Below are 15,285 nucleotides of genomic sequence, written 5' to 3'. Positions count from 1 at the left end.
TTCGTCCAATCGGACCGAACGGCGCGAGCGCCGACCCGTCAGGTTCTTTCAGACAGCGGCCGAACGCCGCGTCATGAACCACGAGCGCTCACGAGCACTGTACGACCGCGCGCTGTCGGTCATGCCCGGCGGCGTCAACTCCTCGGTGCGGGCCGTCCGCCCGTATCCCTTCTTCGTCGAGAAGGGCGACGGCGGCCACGTCGTCGACGCCGACGGCAACCGCTACATCGACTTCGTGATGGGCTATGGCCCCCTGCTTCTGGGCCACGACATGCCCGAACAGGTCCAAGCGGCCGTCCAGCAACGGGCCGCCGAGGGACCGATGTACGGCGCGCCCACCGAAGTCGAAGTCGAACTCGCGGAGTTCGTCACCCGCCACGTCCCCAGCGTCGAGATGGTCCGGTTCGTCAACTCCGGGACGGAGGCCACCGTCTCCGCCGTCCGCCTCGCGCGGGGCTACACCGGGCGGGACAAAATCGTCGTGATGCAGAGCGGCTACCACGGCGCACAGGAGTCCACGCTCGTCGAGGGTGAGGGCGACCACACCCACCCCTCCAGTCCCGGCATCCCCGAGAGTTTCGCCGAGCACACGCTGACCGTGCCGTTCAACGACCCCGAGGCCGCCCGCGAGGTGTTCGCCGAACACGGCGAGGACATCGCCGCCGTCCTCACCGAACCCATCCTCGGGAACTACGGCATCGTCCACCCCATCGAGGGCTACCACGAGACCCTGCGAGAACTGTGTGACGACCACGGGTCCCTCCTGATTTTCGACGAGGTCATCACCGGGTTCCGCGTCGGCGGCCTCCAGTGCGCACAAGGGAAATTCGATATCGACCCCGACATCACCACGTTCGGGAAAATCGTCGGCGGCGGGTTCCCCGTCGGCGCAATCGGCGGCAAGAGCGAGATAATCGAGCAGTTCACCCCCGCCGGTGACGTGTTCCAGTCCGGGACGTTCTCGGGCCATCCCGTGACGATGGCCGCCGGACTCGAAACGTTGCGGTATGCAGGCGAACACGACGTATACGACCACGTGAACGGCCTCGCTGACCGCCTCCGGTCGGGCCTGCAGGACATCCTCGAAGACCGCGCGCCAGAGTACACCGTCGTCGGTACCGATTCGATGTTCAAGGTCGTCTTCACCCGCAACGCGCCCGATACCTTCGAGGGTCACTGCGAAGCGGGCTGTCGGCAGCGCGAGTCCTGTCCGCGCTACGACCACTGCCCGAAAGACGGCGGCGACGTGAAGCGGGCGGAGACCGAACGGTGGGAACGGCTGTTCTGGCCCGCGATGAAAGAACGGGGCGTGTTCCTCACGGTCAACCAGTTCGAGTCGCAGTTCGTCTGCGACGCCCACACGACCGAAGACATCGACGAGGCGCTGGAGGCGTACAAAGAGGCGATATAGGGTGAGCGACGACGACATCTCCCTGTCGGAGAAGCGGATGTACGGCGAGACGCGCCCGGAGACCCACGCCTACGTGTCGTCGGGGCTCGGTGTCACCCGCGTCGAGACGGCGGGCGGGCAGATAGGGCGATTCAGCCTCGCCGAGCGGTGTTCGGCCCGCGACATCGCCGGGTCGAGCGGCGAGATAGCCGTCGCCACCGACGAATCGGTGCTCGTCTCGACGGACGACGGGTTCGCGCCTGCCGGATTCGGGTCAGCGACGGCCGTCGGCTACGACGACAACGGCCTGCTCGCGGCCGGTTCGGGCCGGGTCGCCCGGTACGCCGACGGCGAGTGGGCCGACCTCGGCAGTATCGAGGGCGTACGCGCCATCGACGGCGACCTGTTGGGGGCCGCCGACGGCGTGTACCGCCTGCCAGACTGCGAGCGACTCGGACTGGCCGACGTACGTGACGTTGCGCCGGGCTACGCCGCGACGGCCGACGGCCTCTACCGCCGGGACGGCGACGACTGGGCCGAAGTCCGCTCGGGCGCGCACGGCGCGGTGGCGAGCGATGGCCAGCGAACCCACGCGGCCGACGACGAAGACGCGCTGTACGAACTGGTCGACGGCGAGTGGCGCGAGTGCGACCTGCCGGTCCGAGAGCGCGTCGTCGACGTGACCTACGGCCGCGCGGACGACGCCTACGCCGTCACCGAGAACGGGACCGTTCTCGTCGAGACCACCGACGAAGCCACGGCCGACGGCCGCGGCGGGTGGCGACAGCGCTCGCTTGGCGTCCCGGACGTGACCGGTATCGCGGTGGCCTGAGTCGGGTGGTCACCCCCCGGATTCCGGCCGATGACACGGCCGCCGGGGTTCTGCCGATGAGACGAGTGAGGCGGGTGGGCTGAAAGGGGCGACGCGGTCGGCGACGCCCGACGACGCAAGCACGCGAGCGAAGCGAGCGCGTACCGTGAGTCGCGCGAGTCGAGCGCGGCGGGGCTTTCTGGCGGTTCGCTATCCCGCTGATACGTCCAGAGCCACCGCCAACAGATGCTAGAATCGAAAAGTGGTTTAGCCCGGCCAGCCACCCCTCGCACATGATTATCCCCGGGGCCGACACACAGGCGTTCGCGGCGGCGCTGGCCGAGGAGACGGGCGAGCGACTGGGGCGCGTCGAGTACGAACGGTTCGCCGACGGCGAGCACGTGGTGCGCGTGCCGGAAGCGGTCGAGGGCGAGCGAGCGGTCGTCGTCGCCTCCACCGTCGACAGCGACGCCCACGTTCAACTCCTCCAGTTGCAGGACGCCGTCCGAGAGACCGGTGCCAGCGACGTCGTCACCGTCCTCCCGTACATGGGCTACGCCCGACAGGACGAGGCGTTCCAGCCCGGCGAACCCGTCTCCTCGCGGGCGATGGCGCGGGCCATCTCGACCGGAACCGACCGCGTCATCACGGTCAACCCCCACGAGCCGTCGGTGTGTGACTTCTTCGACGTGCCGACGACCCACGTCGACGCCGCGGGCCTCCTCGCCGACCCCCTGCCCGAGGACCTCGAAGACCCCTTGTTCCTCTCGCCCGACGAGGGCGCTATCGACCTCCCGATTACGGCCCGCGACGCCTACGGCGAGGGCGAGACGGACTTCTTCGAGAAAGAGCGGGACTACGACAGCGGCGACATCGAGATTACGCCGAGCGACGCCGACGTGGCGGGTCGGGACGTGGTCTTGGTCGACGACATCATCGCCACGGGGTCGACGATGAGCGAGTCCGTGGCCGTGCTGGCCGAACGGGACGCTCGGCGTATCTTCGTCACCTGCGTCCACCCGATGCTGGCGAGCAACGCCCTCACGAAACTGTCGGCCGCGGGCGTCGACGCCGTCTACGGCACCGACACGCTCGAACGCGCGGTCAGCGAGGTCAGCGCCGCGCCCGCCGTCGCCGCCGAACTCTGATTCTGCCTACCACTCGGCGAGTCCCGCCCGGCCGTGCTGATACGTGAGCAGGCCCAAAAAGGCGGCGACGCCGGTGAAGGCCGACGCCGCGCCCAGATAGAACACCCACTCCATCCCGACGTTCGTCGTCAGCCACCCGCCCGCCAGCGGCGCGAGCACCGACCCCGGACGCCACACCAAGTCCCGGACGCCGAAACTGGAGGCGACGCCGCTGCCCGAGCCTTCGTCGGCGAACAGCGCCATGCTCGCGGGCTCTCGGATGGAGTCCGCGATGCCGAGCAGGCCGTTCAGGACCACGAGCGGGAGGAACGCCGCCGAGAGGTTGCCGAAGTAGGGGAACGTCGACGGGAGGCCCAGCGCCGTCCCGATGGCGGGCGTGAAGGGGACGACGAGCGCGACCACGCCGTAACAGAGGCCGCCCACGAAGACGAACCGGGCGCGGCCGAAACGGTCCGAGAGGGACCCCGTGTAGGGCTGGACGAGCATGTTGGTGAACTTCTCGGCGGCGAGGACGACGGCGACGGCCGTCGCGCCGTGTATCGCCGCGTTGTAGCCCAACCCACCGCGAGCGGCCGCCACGCCCGCGAAGATGGGGACCCACGTCCGGACGAGCGTCACGGCGACGGCGTACTGGGCGCGGAAACTCGTGATGGTGAGGATACGGCGGTTCAGCGCGAGGTCCGCGAACGCGAACCCATCCGTGGTCGTCTCGTCGGCGTCGACCCACAGCCACACTCCGAGGAAGGCGACCAGAGTGACGGCCATCAGCAGGCCGAACACCGCGCCGAAGCCGAACGCGTCGTACAGAATCCCCGCGGACAGCGACCCCCCGATGGCCGCGGCGAACCGCCACGAGTTCGACATCCCGATGGTGTTGCCCCGTTCGCTCTCGCGGGCGAGTTGGCCCACGAGCGCGAGTCCGAGGAGTCCCGCGACGGTAGCCGCGACGCCCTGCAACCCCCGGACGAAGACGAATCCCCAACTCGAATCGACCAGCGGGAAGAGGCCGTACACCACCGTCGCGAGGCCGAGGCCCGCCAGGAGAATCGTCCGCTTGTCGAAGCGGTCGCCCAGATACGAGACGGGGATGACGGTCCCCGCCTGCGCCAGCGTCAGCCCAGTGGCGAACATCCCGAGCACGAATCCCTGCGGGTCCAGCAGGTCGATGTACGTCGGCAGGAGCGTCAACAGCGTCACGATGCCGAAGGCGTTTGCGAAGCGGGTGAAAAACAGCGCCTGTAGTTGCCGTCGCTCTGTCACTGTCCGGTAGCAGTCTGTTCCCTACCTAACCGCTTTCGGTCTCGGGGGATTGCGCCGACGAAACGCTGAAAGAAAGCGGACCGGTCCCCCGAGGACTCACTTCGGCGGGATGTCCACCGCGCCGACCTGTTGCATCACGCCGAGCATGTCCGGTTGGACCCACCGCTCGGCGATTTTCCCGTCCTCGAAGCGGGTGAACACCATGTTCTCGATTTCGACCTCGCGGTCGGTCCCCGGGACGCCCATGAACTCGCCGACGTGTTTCCCGGTGAGCGTCAGCCGCATGGCGACGGTGTCACCTTCGGCGACGATGTCCTCGACCGTCGCGGTGAAACCCTCGAACGCCTCGCGGACGCCGCGCATCTGTGCTTTCAGGTCTTCGCGACCTCGCACCGTTCCCAGCGGACTGCGGTCGACGACGTCCTCGGTGCAGATGTCGTCGATGCGGTCGATGTCCCCGTTCGTCGCGACTTCCTCCGGGAACGCCCGGGCGAGTCGCTTCTCCTCCTCTATGGGTGCTGTTGCTGCCATTTTCGTTCTCCATGCGCTCTGTGCGACGTGTCTCCCCGTGGCGGCGCGTGCTGGCACGCGAGCGCTACAGGTATCTACGCCTTGCTGAGACGTATCAATTGTTACCGAATAGTCACGTCACGGCCACCACGCACGACGAACGCGTCTGTTCGCGGAGCGAAACGAGACGCGTCAGCGCTTGCATTGACGGTGGCGAGAAACGTGGTAGGCCCCCACCGGTCGCGTGCGGTCCTAGTCGGACGCCTCTGCCGCCGCCACGGGAGAGATAGCTATCTCCATCTCGACCCCTTCCACGTCCCACGTCTTGCGGTGACCGTCCTCGACGGCCCCGAACTCGTCGGCCCGGACCTCCTCGGCGATGAGGGCCTCGTGGTCGCGGACCAGCGACGCCACGCGGTCGTCCGCGATAGCGAGGTCCACGACGATGCGGGCCTCGATGTCCAGTTCGAGGTCCTTGCGCATCTCCTGAATCCGGCGGATGACCTCCCGAGCGTAGCCCTCGCTCTCGATGTCCTCGGTGAGCGTGGTGTCGACGTAGACGACGCCGCCGCCGTCCAGCGCCGAGAACTCCGTCCCGGTGACGCCGTCGGGCGTCTCGCGGCGGAAGGTCACCATCGCCTCCGTCAGGTCGACGCTCTCACCGAGCGACTCCTCGACTTCGCCTTCGAGGGCATCGAGCGACGGGTCGGTGATGCGGGCCTCGTTGAAGGCGTTCATCACGCGTCCGGCGTCGTCACCGAAGGCGGGGCCGAGTTCGCTCATGTCGGCCTCGGCCGAGTAGTTGAGTTCGCCCCACGTCTCGTCGGGGCCGACCACGTCGACGGCGCGGGCGTTCAGGCGGTCGTCGATGATGGCCGATTGGGACCGCACCGCGTCGGCGACGGCCGCGCTGTCGGTGTCGACGACGACGCGAGTGACCGGCCAGCGGAGTTTGCGCTCGGCCTGCTGGCGGGCGTTCGACCCCGCTTCCTCGACTTCGCGGACGACCTCGATTTCCTCCTCTAACTGCGGGTCGTGGAGGTCCGCGGTCGGTTCGGGCCAGTCGCACATGTGGACCGTCGGATGGCCCGCCTCGCCGGTCAGCGACCCGTAAATCTCCTCGGCGACGAACGGGGTGAACGGTGCGAACAGCGCGGCGACCTCTTCGAGGACGCGGTACAGCGTCGCGTAGGCGGCCTGCTTCGAGTCGCTGTCTTCCTCCTCCCACATCCGCTCGCGGACGACCTGGATGTAGAACCGGGAGACGTCCTCGACGACGAACTCCAGCAGTTCGTCGGCGGCCTTGTCGTTCTCGAAGTCGTCCATGTGCTCGGTCATGGCCGCTTCGACGCTCTGGAGGCGCGAGAGGACCCACTCGTCGGCGAGTTCGAGGTCGTCTCGCACGTCCTCGACGGTCGTCTCCTCGGGGTCGAAGTCGTCGGCGCGCATGTACGGCAGCGGGAACCGGGCGACGTTCCAGAGGATGTTGAGACGCCGTTGCATCTCCTGTGTCTCCTCCCACGAGAAGTTCATGTCCTCGCCCTGCGCGGTCACGGAGAGCAGGAACAGGCGCATCGGGTCCCGGCCGTGCTTCTCGATGACCTCGTGCGGGTCGACGAGGATGCCCTTCGATTTGGACATCCCGCGGCCGTCGGGCATGTTCGCGTAGCCGTGCATCAGCACCTCCTCGTAGGGACTCTTCCCCGTGGCGGCGGTGGACATCCCGAGTTGGGACCAGAACCACCCGCGGGTCTGGTCGTGGGCCTCCATGATGAGGTCGGCGGGCCACAGGCGCTCGAAGTCCTCGGTCTGCTCGGGGTAGTCGAGCGTCCCCCACGTCGCCACCGAGGAGTCCAGCCACACGTCGAACACGTCGCCGACGCGGGTGTAGGTCGTGCCGTCCTCCGTAATCGTGAGGTCGTCGACGGTCCCCTTGTGGAGGTCAACCGTCTCGGGGTCGATATCTTGGTCGACGCGTTCGGCGAGTTCCGCCCGGTCGCCGACGACGATGGCGTCGTCCATGTCGCCGCTCCAGCCTTCAGCGGCTTCGCCGCTTCCGTTCGAGGCTGTCGCCTCGCTATCGGGAAGCCATATCGGGATGGGGATGCCCCAGTAGCGCTGGCGGGAGACGTTCCAGTCGGGGGCGTCCTCGACGAAGTCCCGGAAGCGGTTGTCCCGCGCCCACTGGGGATGCCACTCGCTGTCCTCGATGTTGGCGAGCAGTTCGTCCTTGATGTCGGTGACCGTGATGAACCACTGGTCGGTGACGATGCGGACGATGCCCGTGTCACAGCGCCAGCAGTGCCCCTCGTTGACGGTGTAGCCCGACTCGCTGGCGAGCAGGTACCCCTTCGAATCGAGGTCGGCGATGACCTCGTCGTTGGCGTCGCGGACGAACGTGCCCGCGTACTTCCCGCCCTGTTCGGTGTAGACGCCGTCGCCGCCGACGGGACAGAAGATTTCGAGGCCGAGTTCGCGGCCGCGTTCGAAGTCCTCCTCACCGTGGCCGGGCGCGGAGTGGACCAGACCGGTCTGGTCCTCGGCGTCGACGTAGTCGGCGGTGTAGACCTGTCCCGAGCCGTCGGCTTGGGCGTGGTCGGGTACTTCCTCGGCCAGCGGGTGGTCGTACTCCCAGCCGACCATCTCCTCGCCGGTCACTTCCTCGACGACATCGTAGTCGTCGTAGCGGCCCTTCGAGAGCACGTCCTCGACGCGGGGTTCGGCGACGTAGAGGACTTCCTCCTCGCCGTCTTTCTCGGCGCGGACGCCCTGGTAGGTCACGTCGCCGTCGACGGCGACGAACGTGTTGGCGGGGATGGTCCACGGGGTGGTCGTCCAGATGACGAGCGACCCCTCCCGGTCCGCGAGGGGGAACTTGACGTAGATAGACGGTTTGCCGACCTCCTCGCGTTCGACTTCGTTGTTGGCGATAGCGGTCTCACAGCGGGGACACTGGTTGATGGAGCGCTGACCCTGTTCGACCAGTCCGCGCTCGTGAGCCTTCTCGAAGCCCCACCACGCGGCCTCCATGTACTCGGGGTTGACCGTCTTGTAGGGGTTGTCCCAGTCCATCCAGACGCCGAAGTCCTGAAAGTCCGTCTGCAACCCGTCGAGTTGCTCCTCGGCGAAGGCCTTGCACTCCTCGATGAAGTTCTCCTCGCCGAAGCGTTCGATGTCCTTCTTGTTCTCGAAGTCCAGACGCTCCTCGACTTTCGTCTCGATGGGCAGGCCGTGCATGTCGTAGCCCGGCCGGTCGGTCACGGCGTAGCCCTGCATCCGGTGGTAGCGGATGTAGAGGTCTTTCAGCGTCTTGTTCCACGTCGTTCCCATGTGGGCCGCCCCGGAGGTGTAGGGCGGGCCGTCGACGAAGAAAAAGTCCTCCCCGTCGGCGCGGTGCTCGACCGTCTGTTCGTAGGCGTCGACGTCGTCCCAGTAGTCGAAGACCCCCTCCTCGACGTTCTCGGGGTCGTACTGGTCGTCGACCGCAGCGAACCGTTCCATATCCAAGCAAACCGCCGCGGGCATTAAAGGACAATCGGTTAGCTACGCCGCCCGAGAGTGGGTTCCAGCCCCACAAGTGTCAGGCAAAAATAGTTACAAGAACGCTTATTTGTGAGACTAGCTTCTGTGGCAACACCAGCGACGGCTGCTTCGGACGACCCCAAGGCGGCGCTGTCGCGAGCAGACATGGATTCGGATAGCGAGCCATACACGGCCGACGACGGGGCCGACTGTGTGCTGGTGAGTGCGGACGACGGGACCGTCGTCTGGGCGTCCCCGGGCGTCGACGCCGTCTTCGGTCGGTCGGCGGACGACATCGTCGGGCAATCTGTTCGCTCGGACGCGCTCGGTGCGGCCCTCCCCGACCCGTCCGGTGCGAGCGACTCGCCCGCGACTCACGACCTGACGGTGACGACCCCCGACGGCGAGCGGAGCCTTTCGGTGACCGTCGAGACGCTTGCCGACCCCGGCGCGCTCGCTGTGTACCACTGCCGGACGGACGCGCCCGAGCAGTTGGCCCTCCGGAGCGTCCTCTCGCGGGTTACCGACGGTATCGTCGCGTTCGACACCGAATGGCGTTACACCTACGTCAACGACCACGCCGAAGCGATACTGGGCCAGCCCCGTGAGTCGCTCCTCGGGACGACCATCTGGGAGCAGTTCCCCGCAGTGGCGGACGCGACGCCCCAGCGAGCGTTCGAGCGAGCGATGGAGACACAGGAGCCGGTAGGCTTCGAGTGGCACGGACCCGCGACCGAGACGTGGTTCGAGTTGCGCGCGTTCCCCTCTGCGACGGGGCTCTCGGTGTACTTCCGGGACGTGACCGAACGAAAGCGCCACGAGGCAGCGCTCGAACGCGAACGCGACCTCGTCGAGCAGTTGCTGCTGGCGAGTCCGGTCGGCATCTGCGTCCTCGCGCCGGACGGGCAGTTCACTCGGGTCAACGAGCGCGCCGCGGACATCCTCGGCGTCGACCGGGAGACGCTACTGGACGAGTCATTCCGCGAACCGACGTGGGAGGTCCGCCATCCCGACGGCCGACCGCTCGACGAGGAGGAGTTCCCGTTCTCCATCGCACTGCGGACCCGCGAACCGACCGTCGGGCACGAGCAGACGCTCAGGCGAGCGGACGGCACTCGAATCAGTGTGTCGGTCGGCGCGGCGCCCGTCCTCTCGGAGGCCGGGGAAGTAGCGCGCGTCGTCGTCACCTTCAGGGACATCACCGAACAGAAAGTGCAGGCCAAGGCGACCAGAGAGCGCGAGCAACAGTTACAGAGCATCTTCGACAGTACGCTGGACGCGCTGGTGTTGGCCGACGACGACGGTACCTACGTCTCGGTCAACCCGGCCGCCTGCGACCTCTACGGCCTCCCCGAAGACGAACTCGTGGGCCGCAACGTCGCGGACTTCGCGCCGGAAGGCTACGATGTCGCGGCCGCGTGGGAGGCGTTCATCGCGGAGGGGACCGGCCGCGGCGAGTTCCCCCTCGTCCGCCCGGACGGCGAGGTGCGAATCGTCGACTTCGCCGCGACGGCCGACGTGGCACCGGGCCTACACCTCTCGGCGCTCAGGGACATCACCGAGCGGAAGGAAGACGAGCGGCGACTGGCCGACCAGCGCGACGAACTCGAGCGTCTCGCCAACACCAACGACGCGATTCGGCGGACGATTCAGAGCATCGTCGGCGAGACGACCCGAGACACGATCGAAGCGTCGGTGTGTGAGGGACTCGTCGAAGTCGAGCACTACCCCGTCGCCGTGACGAGTCAGACGGACCACGACGACGGGACGGCGGTCGGACACGTGGCCGGTCTCACCTCGGCGCAGTTCGACGCGCTCCGGACGACCGAGGCGAGTCCGCTGGAAGCCGCGATGCGGACGACGGCGACAACCGGCGAGTCGACCGTCCTGCGGAACCTCCAAGCGAATCCGTCGGTGCCGTCCGTCGTCCGCGAGACGGCACGCACCCTCGGCGTCCAGACGGTCTGTAACGTCGCTATCGAACACGAGGGCGTCGTCTACGGTGTCCTCTCCGTCGGCGGCGATACCACCGACGCGTTCGGACCGCGTGAGCAGGCCGTGTTCGTCGAACTCGGACAGTTGGTCGGGACGGCGCTGGACGCGATTCAGGCGAAGAAACTCCTCCACGCCACGGCGTTCCTCGAACTCGAACTGACGGTAACCGGCGCGGACGCGCCGCTGTTGGCCCTGAACGAACGGGTCGGCGGCCGGTGGACTCTCGAGGGCATCGTCCCCATCGAACGCAGTCGGTACCTGCTGTACGTCGACGTGGACGACGCCGACCCGGCGGCGATAGAGCGCGCCGCGTCGACCCTCCCGGCCGTCGAGAGCGTCCGCGTGGTCGGCGACGGTCCGCACCGCGTCTTGGAAGCGCGCGTCGACGGGACCTCGCCGATTGCGGCGCTCATCGACGGCGGCGGTCAGATACGCGGCGGCGCGTTCGAGGACGGCGAGGGCCAGTTCGTCGTCGATGTCACCCTCGATACGGACGTTCGGGAGTACGTCGACCGTATCGAGCAGAGCGGCGTCGACGTGTGGCTACGGTCGAAGCGAGAGGGCGAACGGGACGCCGAAATCCCGTGGGACAGCGACGGTGACGACCACCTCACCGACCGACAACGGGCGGCCCTCGAAGCGGCGTATCACGCGGGCTACTTCGACTGGCCGCGGCGGCAGACGACCGGCGAGAAGTTGGCGGCCTCGCTCGACATCTCCTCGTCGACGTTCAACCAACATCTCCGCGTGGCGACGGCGAAGGTGCTCGACCGCTACTTCTCCTCGACGACCCCGTCGGTCGACCACGACTGATACCGGACCAATCCGGTACATCACTAATGGTGGTGATTGGTGTTGAGACGAGTATGGACGCGTATCTACACGCGCCGACGATACCGGTCGAGACTGCGCTCGATATCCTCCGGAACGACCGCCGCCGTGCAGTGCTCGCCGCCGTAACAGGAACGCAGGGACCACATCCGCTCGCCGAGTTGGCGACCGAGGTCGCGGCGGTAGCGCACGGAAAGTCCGTCGCCGATGTCACCCCGGCGGAACACAGAGAGACGAAGATACTGCTCCATCACGTCGACCTCCCGAAACTCGACGCGGCCGGGATGGTCAGCTACGACCCCGAGGAAAACGTGGCCGAAAGCGACGACCCGCCGCTGGTCGGCGATGACTGGCTAGAGGTACCCCCGACCGACACGCTCAGCGACGACCCGGTCGGGGGGCCGAATCGCTGAGTCGTCCGGCCCCGTTCAGCGTTCGCGTTTGAGCAACAGGCCCGCCGTCTGCCCGCTGTTCTCCGTAATCGGCGCGACGACTTCCCAGCCGTCGGCACCCAGTTCGTTCAGTTCGTCGACGGGGACGCTGCTGCCGCCGAACATACCCGTATCCACTTCGAACAGTCGATACTCGTAGGAGGTCACACTCGGTGTCGCGGCGACCACCGGCAAACGTCTTGTGGTGACCGCCACGGCTTTGCACGGTCCGCCCCTGCAATCGAGCGTGCCCGAGTATCCCGCGGCCGACGAACGGCACGTCCTCGCGACGGACTGCACACGCTGCCCCGCCCTCGTGGACGCCCGCGAATGTATCTCGTGGGGGAACGGCCCCGGTACCGCCGCGGTAGTCGTCGTCGGCGAAGCCCCGGCCGAGGGTCGCGACCCCGCGGATGCGACGGATGGGGCGGACGACGACACCGACCCGTGGCGCGGCGGCAACCGGACCGGGATGGCCTACACCTCCCGCCGGTCGGGCCGGAAGGTGCGGACACTGCTGGCCGACGCCGGGTTCGGCCACGGCGACTGCTACTACACGAACGCGGTGAAGTGCCACCCGCCGGGCAACCGCGACCCGAGCGCCGCGGAACTGGCGAACTGCCGCCCGTACCTGGTCGAAGAAGTCGAAACCGTCGCGCCCCGCGCCGTCCTCACGACCGGGAAACACGCCACCGAGACAGTTCGTGCCCTCGACGGCAACGTCGTCGGCGGATTCCTCGACAGCGTCCTCACGGTCGAGACGAGTGAGACGCTCGGTGTTCCCGTGGTCCCGCTCCTCCACCCGAGTTATCAGGAAGTGTGGCTGTCGCGGCTGGACTACACCTACGCGGAGTACGTCGACGAAATCCGCACGACGGTGGCCGGGGCGTAACGCCCCCGAACCTTCATACGGCCGCCGCCCGCACCGCCGATTATGGACGACTGCATCTTCTGTCAGATAGTCGCTGGCGACATCCCGAGTCGCACCGTCTACGAGGACGACGCCGTGCTCGCGTTCCTGGACGCCAACCCCCTCGCGCCGGGCCACACGCTCGTCATCCCGAAGGCCCACCACGAGACGATGGCCGACCTGCCCGAAGACGCCGCGAGCGACGTGTTCGCGGCGCTACACCGGCTTACACCGGCCGTCGAGGCGGCCGTCGACGCCCCCGCCAGCACCGTCGCGTTCAACAACGGCGAGGAAGCGGGCCAAGAGGTCCCGCACGTCCACGGCCACATCGTCCCGCGGTTTTCCGACGACGGCGGCCGCCCGATTCACGCGCTCTTCGGCGACCGTCCGGACCTCGCGGACGACGAACTCGACGACATCGCGACGGCCATCGAGGACGCGGCCTGACCGGTTCTTTTCCTCGAATCTGTTCCGGAACTTTTTGTGTGATGAGGCGAGACAGTCCCGTCCATGAACGGTGGGACGCTTGCACTCGTGGGGGCGACGGGCGGCGCGGGGACGACCAGGACGGCCGTCGAGATGGGGGCGACGCTGGCCCGCGCGGGCCGGTCGGTGGCAATCCTCGACGCCGCCGTCGCCACGCAGGGGCTGGCGACGCACGTCGAGGGGCGCATCGGTGACGACGTGACCGCGGTGATGACCGGCGACGCGGCGCTGGGCGACGCGCTGTACGACGCCGACTTGGACGCGCCGGGCCGAATCGCCTTCTGCCCGGCCCACGCGCCGTTCGAGCGACTCGCCCGCGCGAAGACGCCCGAGAGCGCCCGGGCCTTCGAGACGGCCGTGGCCGACGCCGCGACGCGCTTCGACCACGTCTTGCTGGACGTGCCGCCCGTCGCGGCCAACCAGTCCGTGGCGGCGCTGGCGACCGCCGAGAGACGGGCACTCGTCGCGCCCGCGACTCGCCGCGGACGGGACCTCCTCCCGAGACAACAGGGCCGCCTCCGCGACCTCGGCGCGCCCGAAACGGCCGTCGTCGCGACGCGCGCGGACGCCGAGGGCGCTATCACGCTTCCCGACGCGGACTACGGCATTCCGGAGGCGTCCACGGACGCGCAGGTTCCGACGGCACTGGACCCGTCGTCGGCGCTCGCACCGGCAGTCGCGCAGGCCACCGAAGGACTCCTCGACATCGACTTGGACCTCACCTTCCCCGACCCGGGAATGCTCGACCGATTCAACTGAGGTCCGGCAACGGAACGACCACCACGGGCCGGTCGATGCGTTCGAGCAACGCCGTCGCCGTCGACCCGACCCCGGTCGCGCCCGCAGTCCCGCGGTTCGCCCCGACGAGCACCTCGTCCGGGTCGTACTCGTCGATAGCCGCCAGCAGTTCCTCGGTGGGGTCGCCGTCTCTCGTTTCCGTCGCGGGCATCGCGACGGCGAGGCGCGACCGCGCGACGTTCGCGGCGTCCTCGGCGTCGCGAGTGGGGGCGTCCGGTTCTCGAACGCCGACCACGACGACGCTGTCTGCGCTCGGGTCCAGACGTGGCTGGAGGTAGTCGGCGGCGGCCGCGGTGACGTGGACGGACGAGGCGGCGACGAGATACTCGGTCATACCTCGGGATGGGCGTGCGGGTGGCTTCGGCGTTTCGGCAGTGCTTCGCTTCGAGGGGCGCGCTTCGCGCGCTCCTCGCCACCCAACGAACTTACATACACCCGCCACTCTATCCGACAGCGTGCGCGTCGAGAACAGTTTCATCGGGGTCGACGGCGTCGGCGAGAAGACAGAACGCTCCATCTGGGAGCAGGGCATCACACACTGGGACGAGTTCGAACCGAGCGTCGTCGGCGGGAAGCGCGGCGACCGCATCGCGGCGTTCATCGAGGAAGGACGACCCTACCTCGACGAAGGCGACGTCGCCTACTTCGACCGGCGGTTCCCCAACAGCGAGCAGTGGCGACTGTACGAGACGTTCCGCGACCGGGCGTGTTTCTTCGACATCGAGACCACCGGACTGGACGAACGGCGGAACCAGGTGACGACCGTCAGCCTGCATCAGGGCGACGAGACGGAGACGCTGGTCGCCGGGGACGACCTGACGACGGGGAACCTCCGGGCGGCCTTTGGCGACGCCGACCTGCTGGTGACGTTCAACGGCAAGCGCTTCGACGTACCCTTCCTCGAAGCGAACTTCGACGTGAACCTGGACCGCCCGCACCTCGACCTGATGTACACCTGCAAAAAGCTCGGCCTCTCGGGCGGCCTGAAACAGATAGAACAGGACGTCGGCATCGAACGCGACCGGCCGGACATCTCCGGGCGCGACGCGGTGCGCCTCTGGCGAGAACACGAGAGCGGGCGGGACGGCGCACTCGAAACGCTGGTGTCGTACAACCGCGAGGACACCGTCAACCTCCGGACGCTCGCCGACGAGGTGACGGGGTCGCTCGACGAGCAGGTTTTCGTCCGGTAG

14 protein-coding genes are annotated in these 15,285 nt (G+C 67.9%); 9 read left to right on the top strand and 5 right to left on the bottom strand.

What is annotated here, in order from left to right:
* Positions 1 to 73: 73 nt before the first annotated feature.
* The 3 genes from hemL (at position 74) to prs (ending at position 3,349) form a co-directional block, all read left to right on the top strand.
* Positions 74 to 1,411 (top strand): glutamate-1-semialdehyde 2,1-aminomutase, encoded by a 1,338-nt coding sequence (gene hemL, locus NJQ44_RS01125; RefSeq protein ID WP_254272845.1) that lies wholly within the window; start codon positions 74 to 76, stop codon positions 1,409 to 1,411.
* A gap of 1 nt (position 1,412) precedes the next feature.
* Positions 1,413 to 2,222 carry an HVO_0234 family beta-propeller protein gene (locus tag NJQ44_RS01120; RefSeq protein WP_254272844.1) on the top strand — a complete coding sequence of 270 codons (810 nt, stop codon included), beginning with the start codon at positions 1,413 to 1,415 and terminating at the stop codon, positions 2,220 to 2,222.
* Between the two features lie 272 nt (positions 2,223 to 2,494).
* On the top strand, positions 2,495 to 3,349 hold the full coding sequence (gene prs / locus NJQ44_RS01115; RefSeq protein ID WP_254272843.1) for a ribose-phosphate diphosphokinase: 855 nt from the start codon (positions 2,495 to 2,497) through the stop codon (positions 3,347 to 3,349).
* 6 nt (positions 3,350 to 3,355) lie between these two features.
* Here the strand turns inward: prs and NJQ44_RS01110 are convergent, their stop codons facing one another.
* The 3 genes from NJQ44_RS01110 to ileS form a co-directional block, all read right to left on the bottom strand.
* Positions 3,356 to 4,609 (bottom strand): MFS transporter, encoded by a 1,254-nt coding sequence (locus tag NJQ44_RS01110; RefSeq protein WP_254272842.1) that lies wholly within the window; start codon positions 4,607 to 4,609, stop codon positions 3,356 to 3,358.
* 96 nt (positions 4,610 to 4,705) lie between these two features.
* Complete coding sequence (locus NJQ44_RS01105; RefSeq protein ID WP_254272841.1) at positions 4,706 to 5,140, bottom strand: ester cyclase; 435 nt, start codon at positions 5,138 to 5,140, stop codon at positions 4,706 to 4,708.
* Positions 5,141 to 5,371: 231 nt separating this feature from the next.
* Positions 5,372 to 8,620, bottom strand: coding sequence for an isoleucine--tRNA ligase (gene ileS / locus NJQ44_RS01100; protein WP_254272840.1), 3,249 nt, complete (start codon positions 8,618 to 8,620; stop codon positions 5,372 to 5,374).
* A 186-nt stretch (positions 8,621 to 8,806) separates the two neighbouring features.
* Between ileS and NJQ44_RS01095 the strand changes: the two genes are divergently transcribed.
* Together NJQ44_RS01095 and NJQ44_RS01090 are read left to right on the top strand one after the other, a co-directional pair.
* Positions 8,807 to 11,449: a PAS domain S-box protein gene (locus tag NJQ44_RS01095; protein WP_254272839.1), complete on the top strand. Its 2,643-nt coding sequence runs from the start codon at positions 8,807 to 8,809 to the stop codon at positions 11,447 to 11,449.
* A gap of 53 nt (positions 11,450 to 11,502) precedes the next feature.
* Positions 11,503 to 11,880 carry a DUF7344 domain-containing protein gene (locus NJQ44_RS01090; RefSeq protein WP_254272838.1) on the top strand — a complete coding sequence of 126 codons (378 nt, stop codon included), beginning with the start codon at positions 11,503 to 11,505 and terminating at the stop codon, positions 11,878 to 11,880.
* A 15-nt stretch (positions 11,881 to 11,895) separates the two neighbouring features.
* Here the strand turns inward: NJQ44_RS01090 and NJQ44_RS01085 are convergent, their stop codons facing one another.
* Positions 11,896 to 12,066: a DUF4177 domain-containing protein gene (locus tag NJQ44_RS01085; RefSeq protein WP_254272837.1), complete on the bottom strand. Its 171-nt coding sequence runs from the start codon at positions 12,064 to 12,066 to the stop codon at positions 11,896 to 11,898.
* Positions 12,067 to 12,145: 79 nt separating this feature from the next.
* Between NJQ44_RS01085 and NJQ44_RS01080 the strand changes: the two genes are divergently transcribed.
* From NJQ44_RS01080 to NJQ44_RS01070, 3 genes are all read left to right on the top strand, one after another.
* Positions 12,146 to 12,790, top strand: coding sequence for a uracil-DNA glycosylase (locus NJQ44_RS01080; protein WP_254272836.1), 645 nt, complete (start codon positions 12,146 to 12,148; stop codon positions 12,788 to 12,790).
* Positions 12,791 to 12,829: 39 nt separating this feature from the next.
* Positions 12,830 to 13,255, top strand: a complete 426-nt coding sequence (locus tag NJQ44_RS01075) for an HIT family protein (RefSeq protein WP_254274359.1) — start codon at positions 12,830 to 12,832, stop codon at positions 13,253 to 13,255.
* Between the two features lie 63 nt (positions 13,256 to 13,318).
* Positions 13,319 to 14,053: an AAA family ATPase gene (locus NJQ44_RS01070; RefSeq protein ID WP_254272835.1), complete on the top strand. Its 735-nt coding sequence runs from the start codon at positions 13,319 to 13,321 to the stop codon at positions 14,051 to 14,053.
* On the opposite strand, the gene NJQ44_RS01065 is transcribed toward NJQ44_RS01070, so the two are convergent.
* Positions 14,046 to 14,426 carry a universal stress protein gene (locus tag NJQ44_RS01065; RefSeq protein ID WP_254272834.1) on the bottom strand — a complete coding sequence of 127 codons (381 nt, stop codon included), beginning with the start codon at positions 14,424 to 14,426 and terminating at the stop codon, positions 14,046 to 14,048. The genes NJQ44_RS01070 and NJQ44_RS01065 overlap by 8 nt on opposite strands.
* A 121-nt stretch (positions 14,427 to 14,547) precedes the next feature.
* On the opposite strand from NJQ44_RS01065, the gene NJQ44_RS01060 reads away from it, so the two are divergent.
* A complete protein-coding gene (locus tag NJQ44_RS01060) occupies positions 14,548 to 15,285 on the top strand; it encodes a ribonuclease H-like domain-containing protein (protein ID WP_254272833.1) in 738 nt (245 codons plus the stop codon).

It is taken from the genome of Haloarcula marina (assembly GCF_024218775.1).
In the GTDB taxonomy this organism is placed as follows: Archaea; Halobacteriota; Halobacteria; order Halobacteriales; family Haloarculaceae; genus Haloarcula; species Haloarcula marina.
This window is presented reverse-complemented; position numbering and strand designations above follow the sequence as displayed.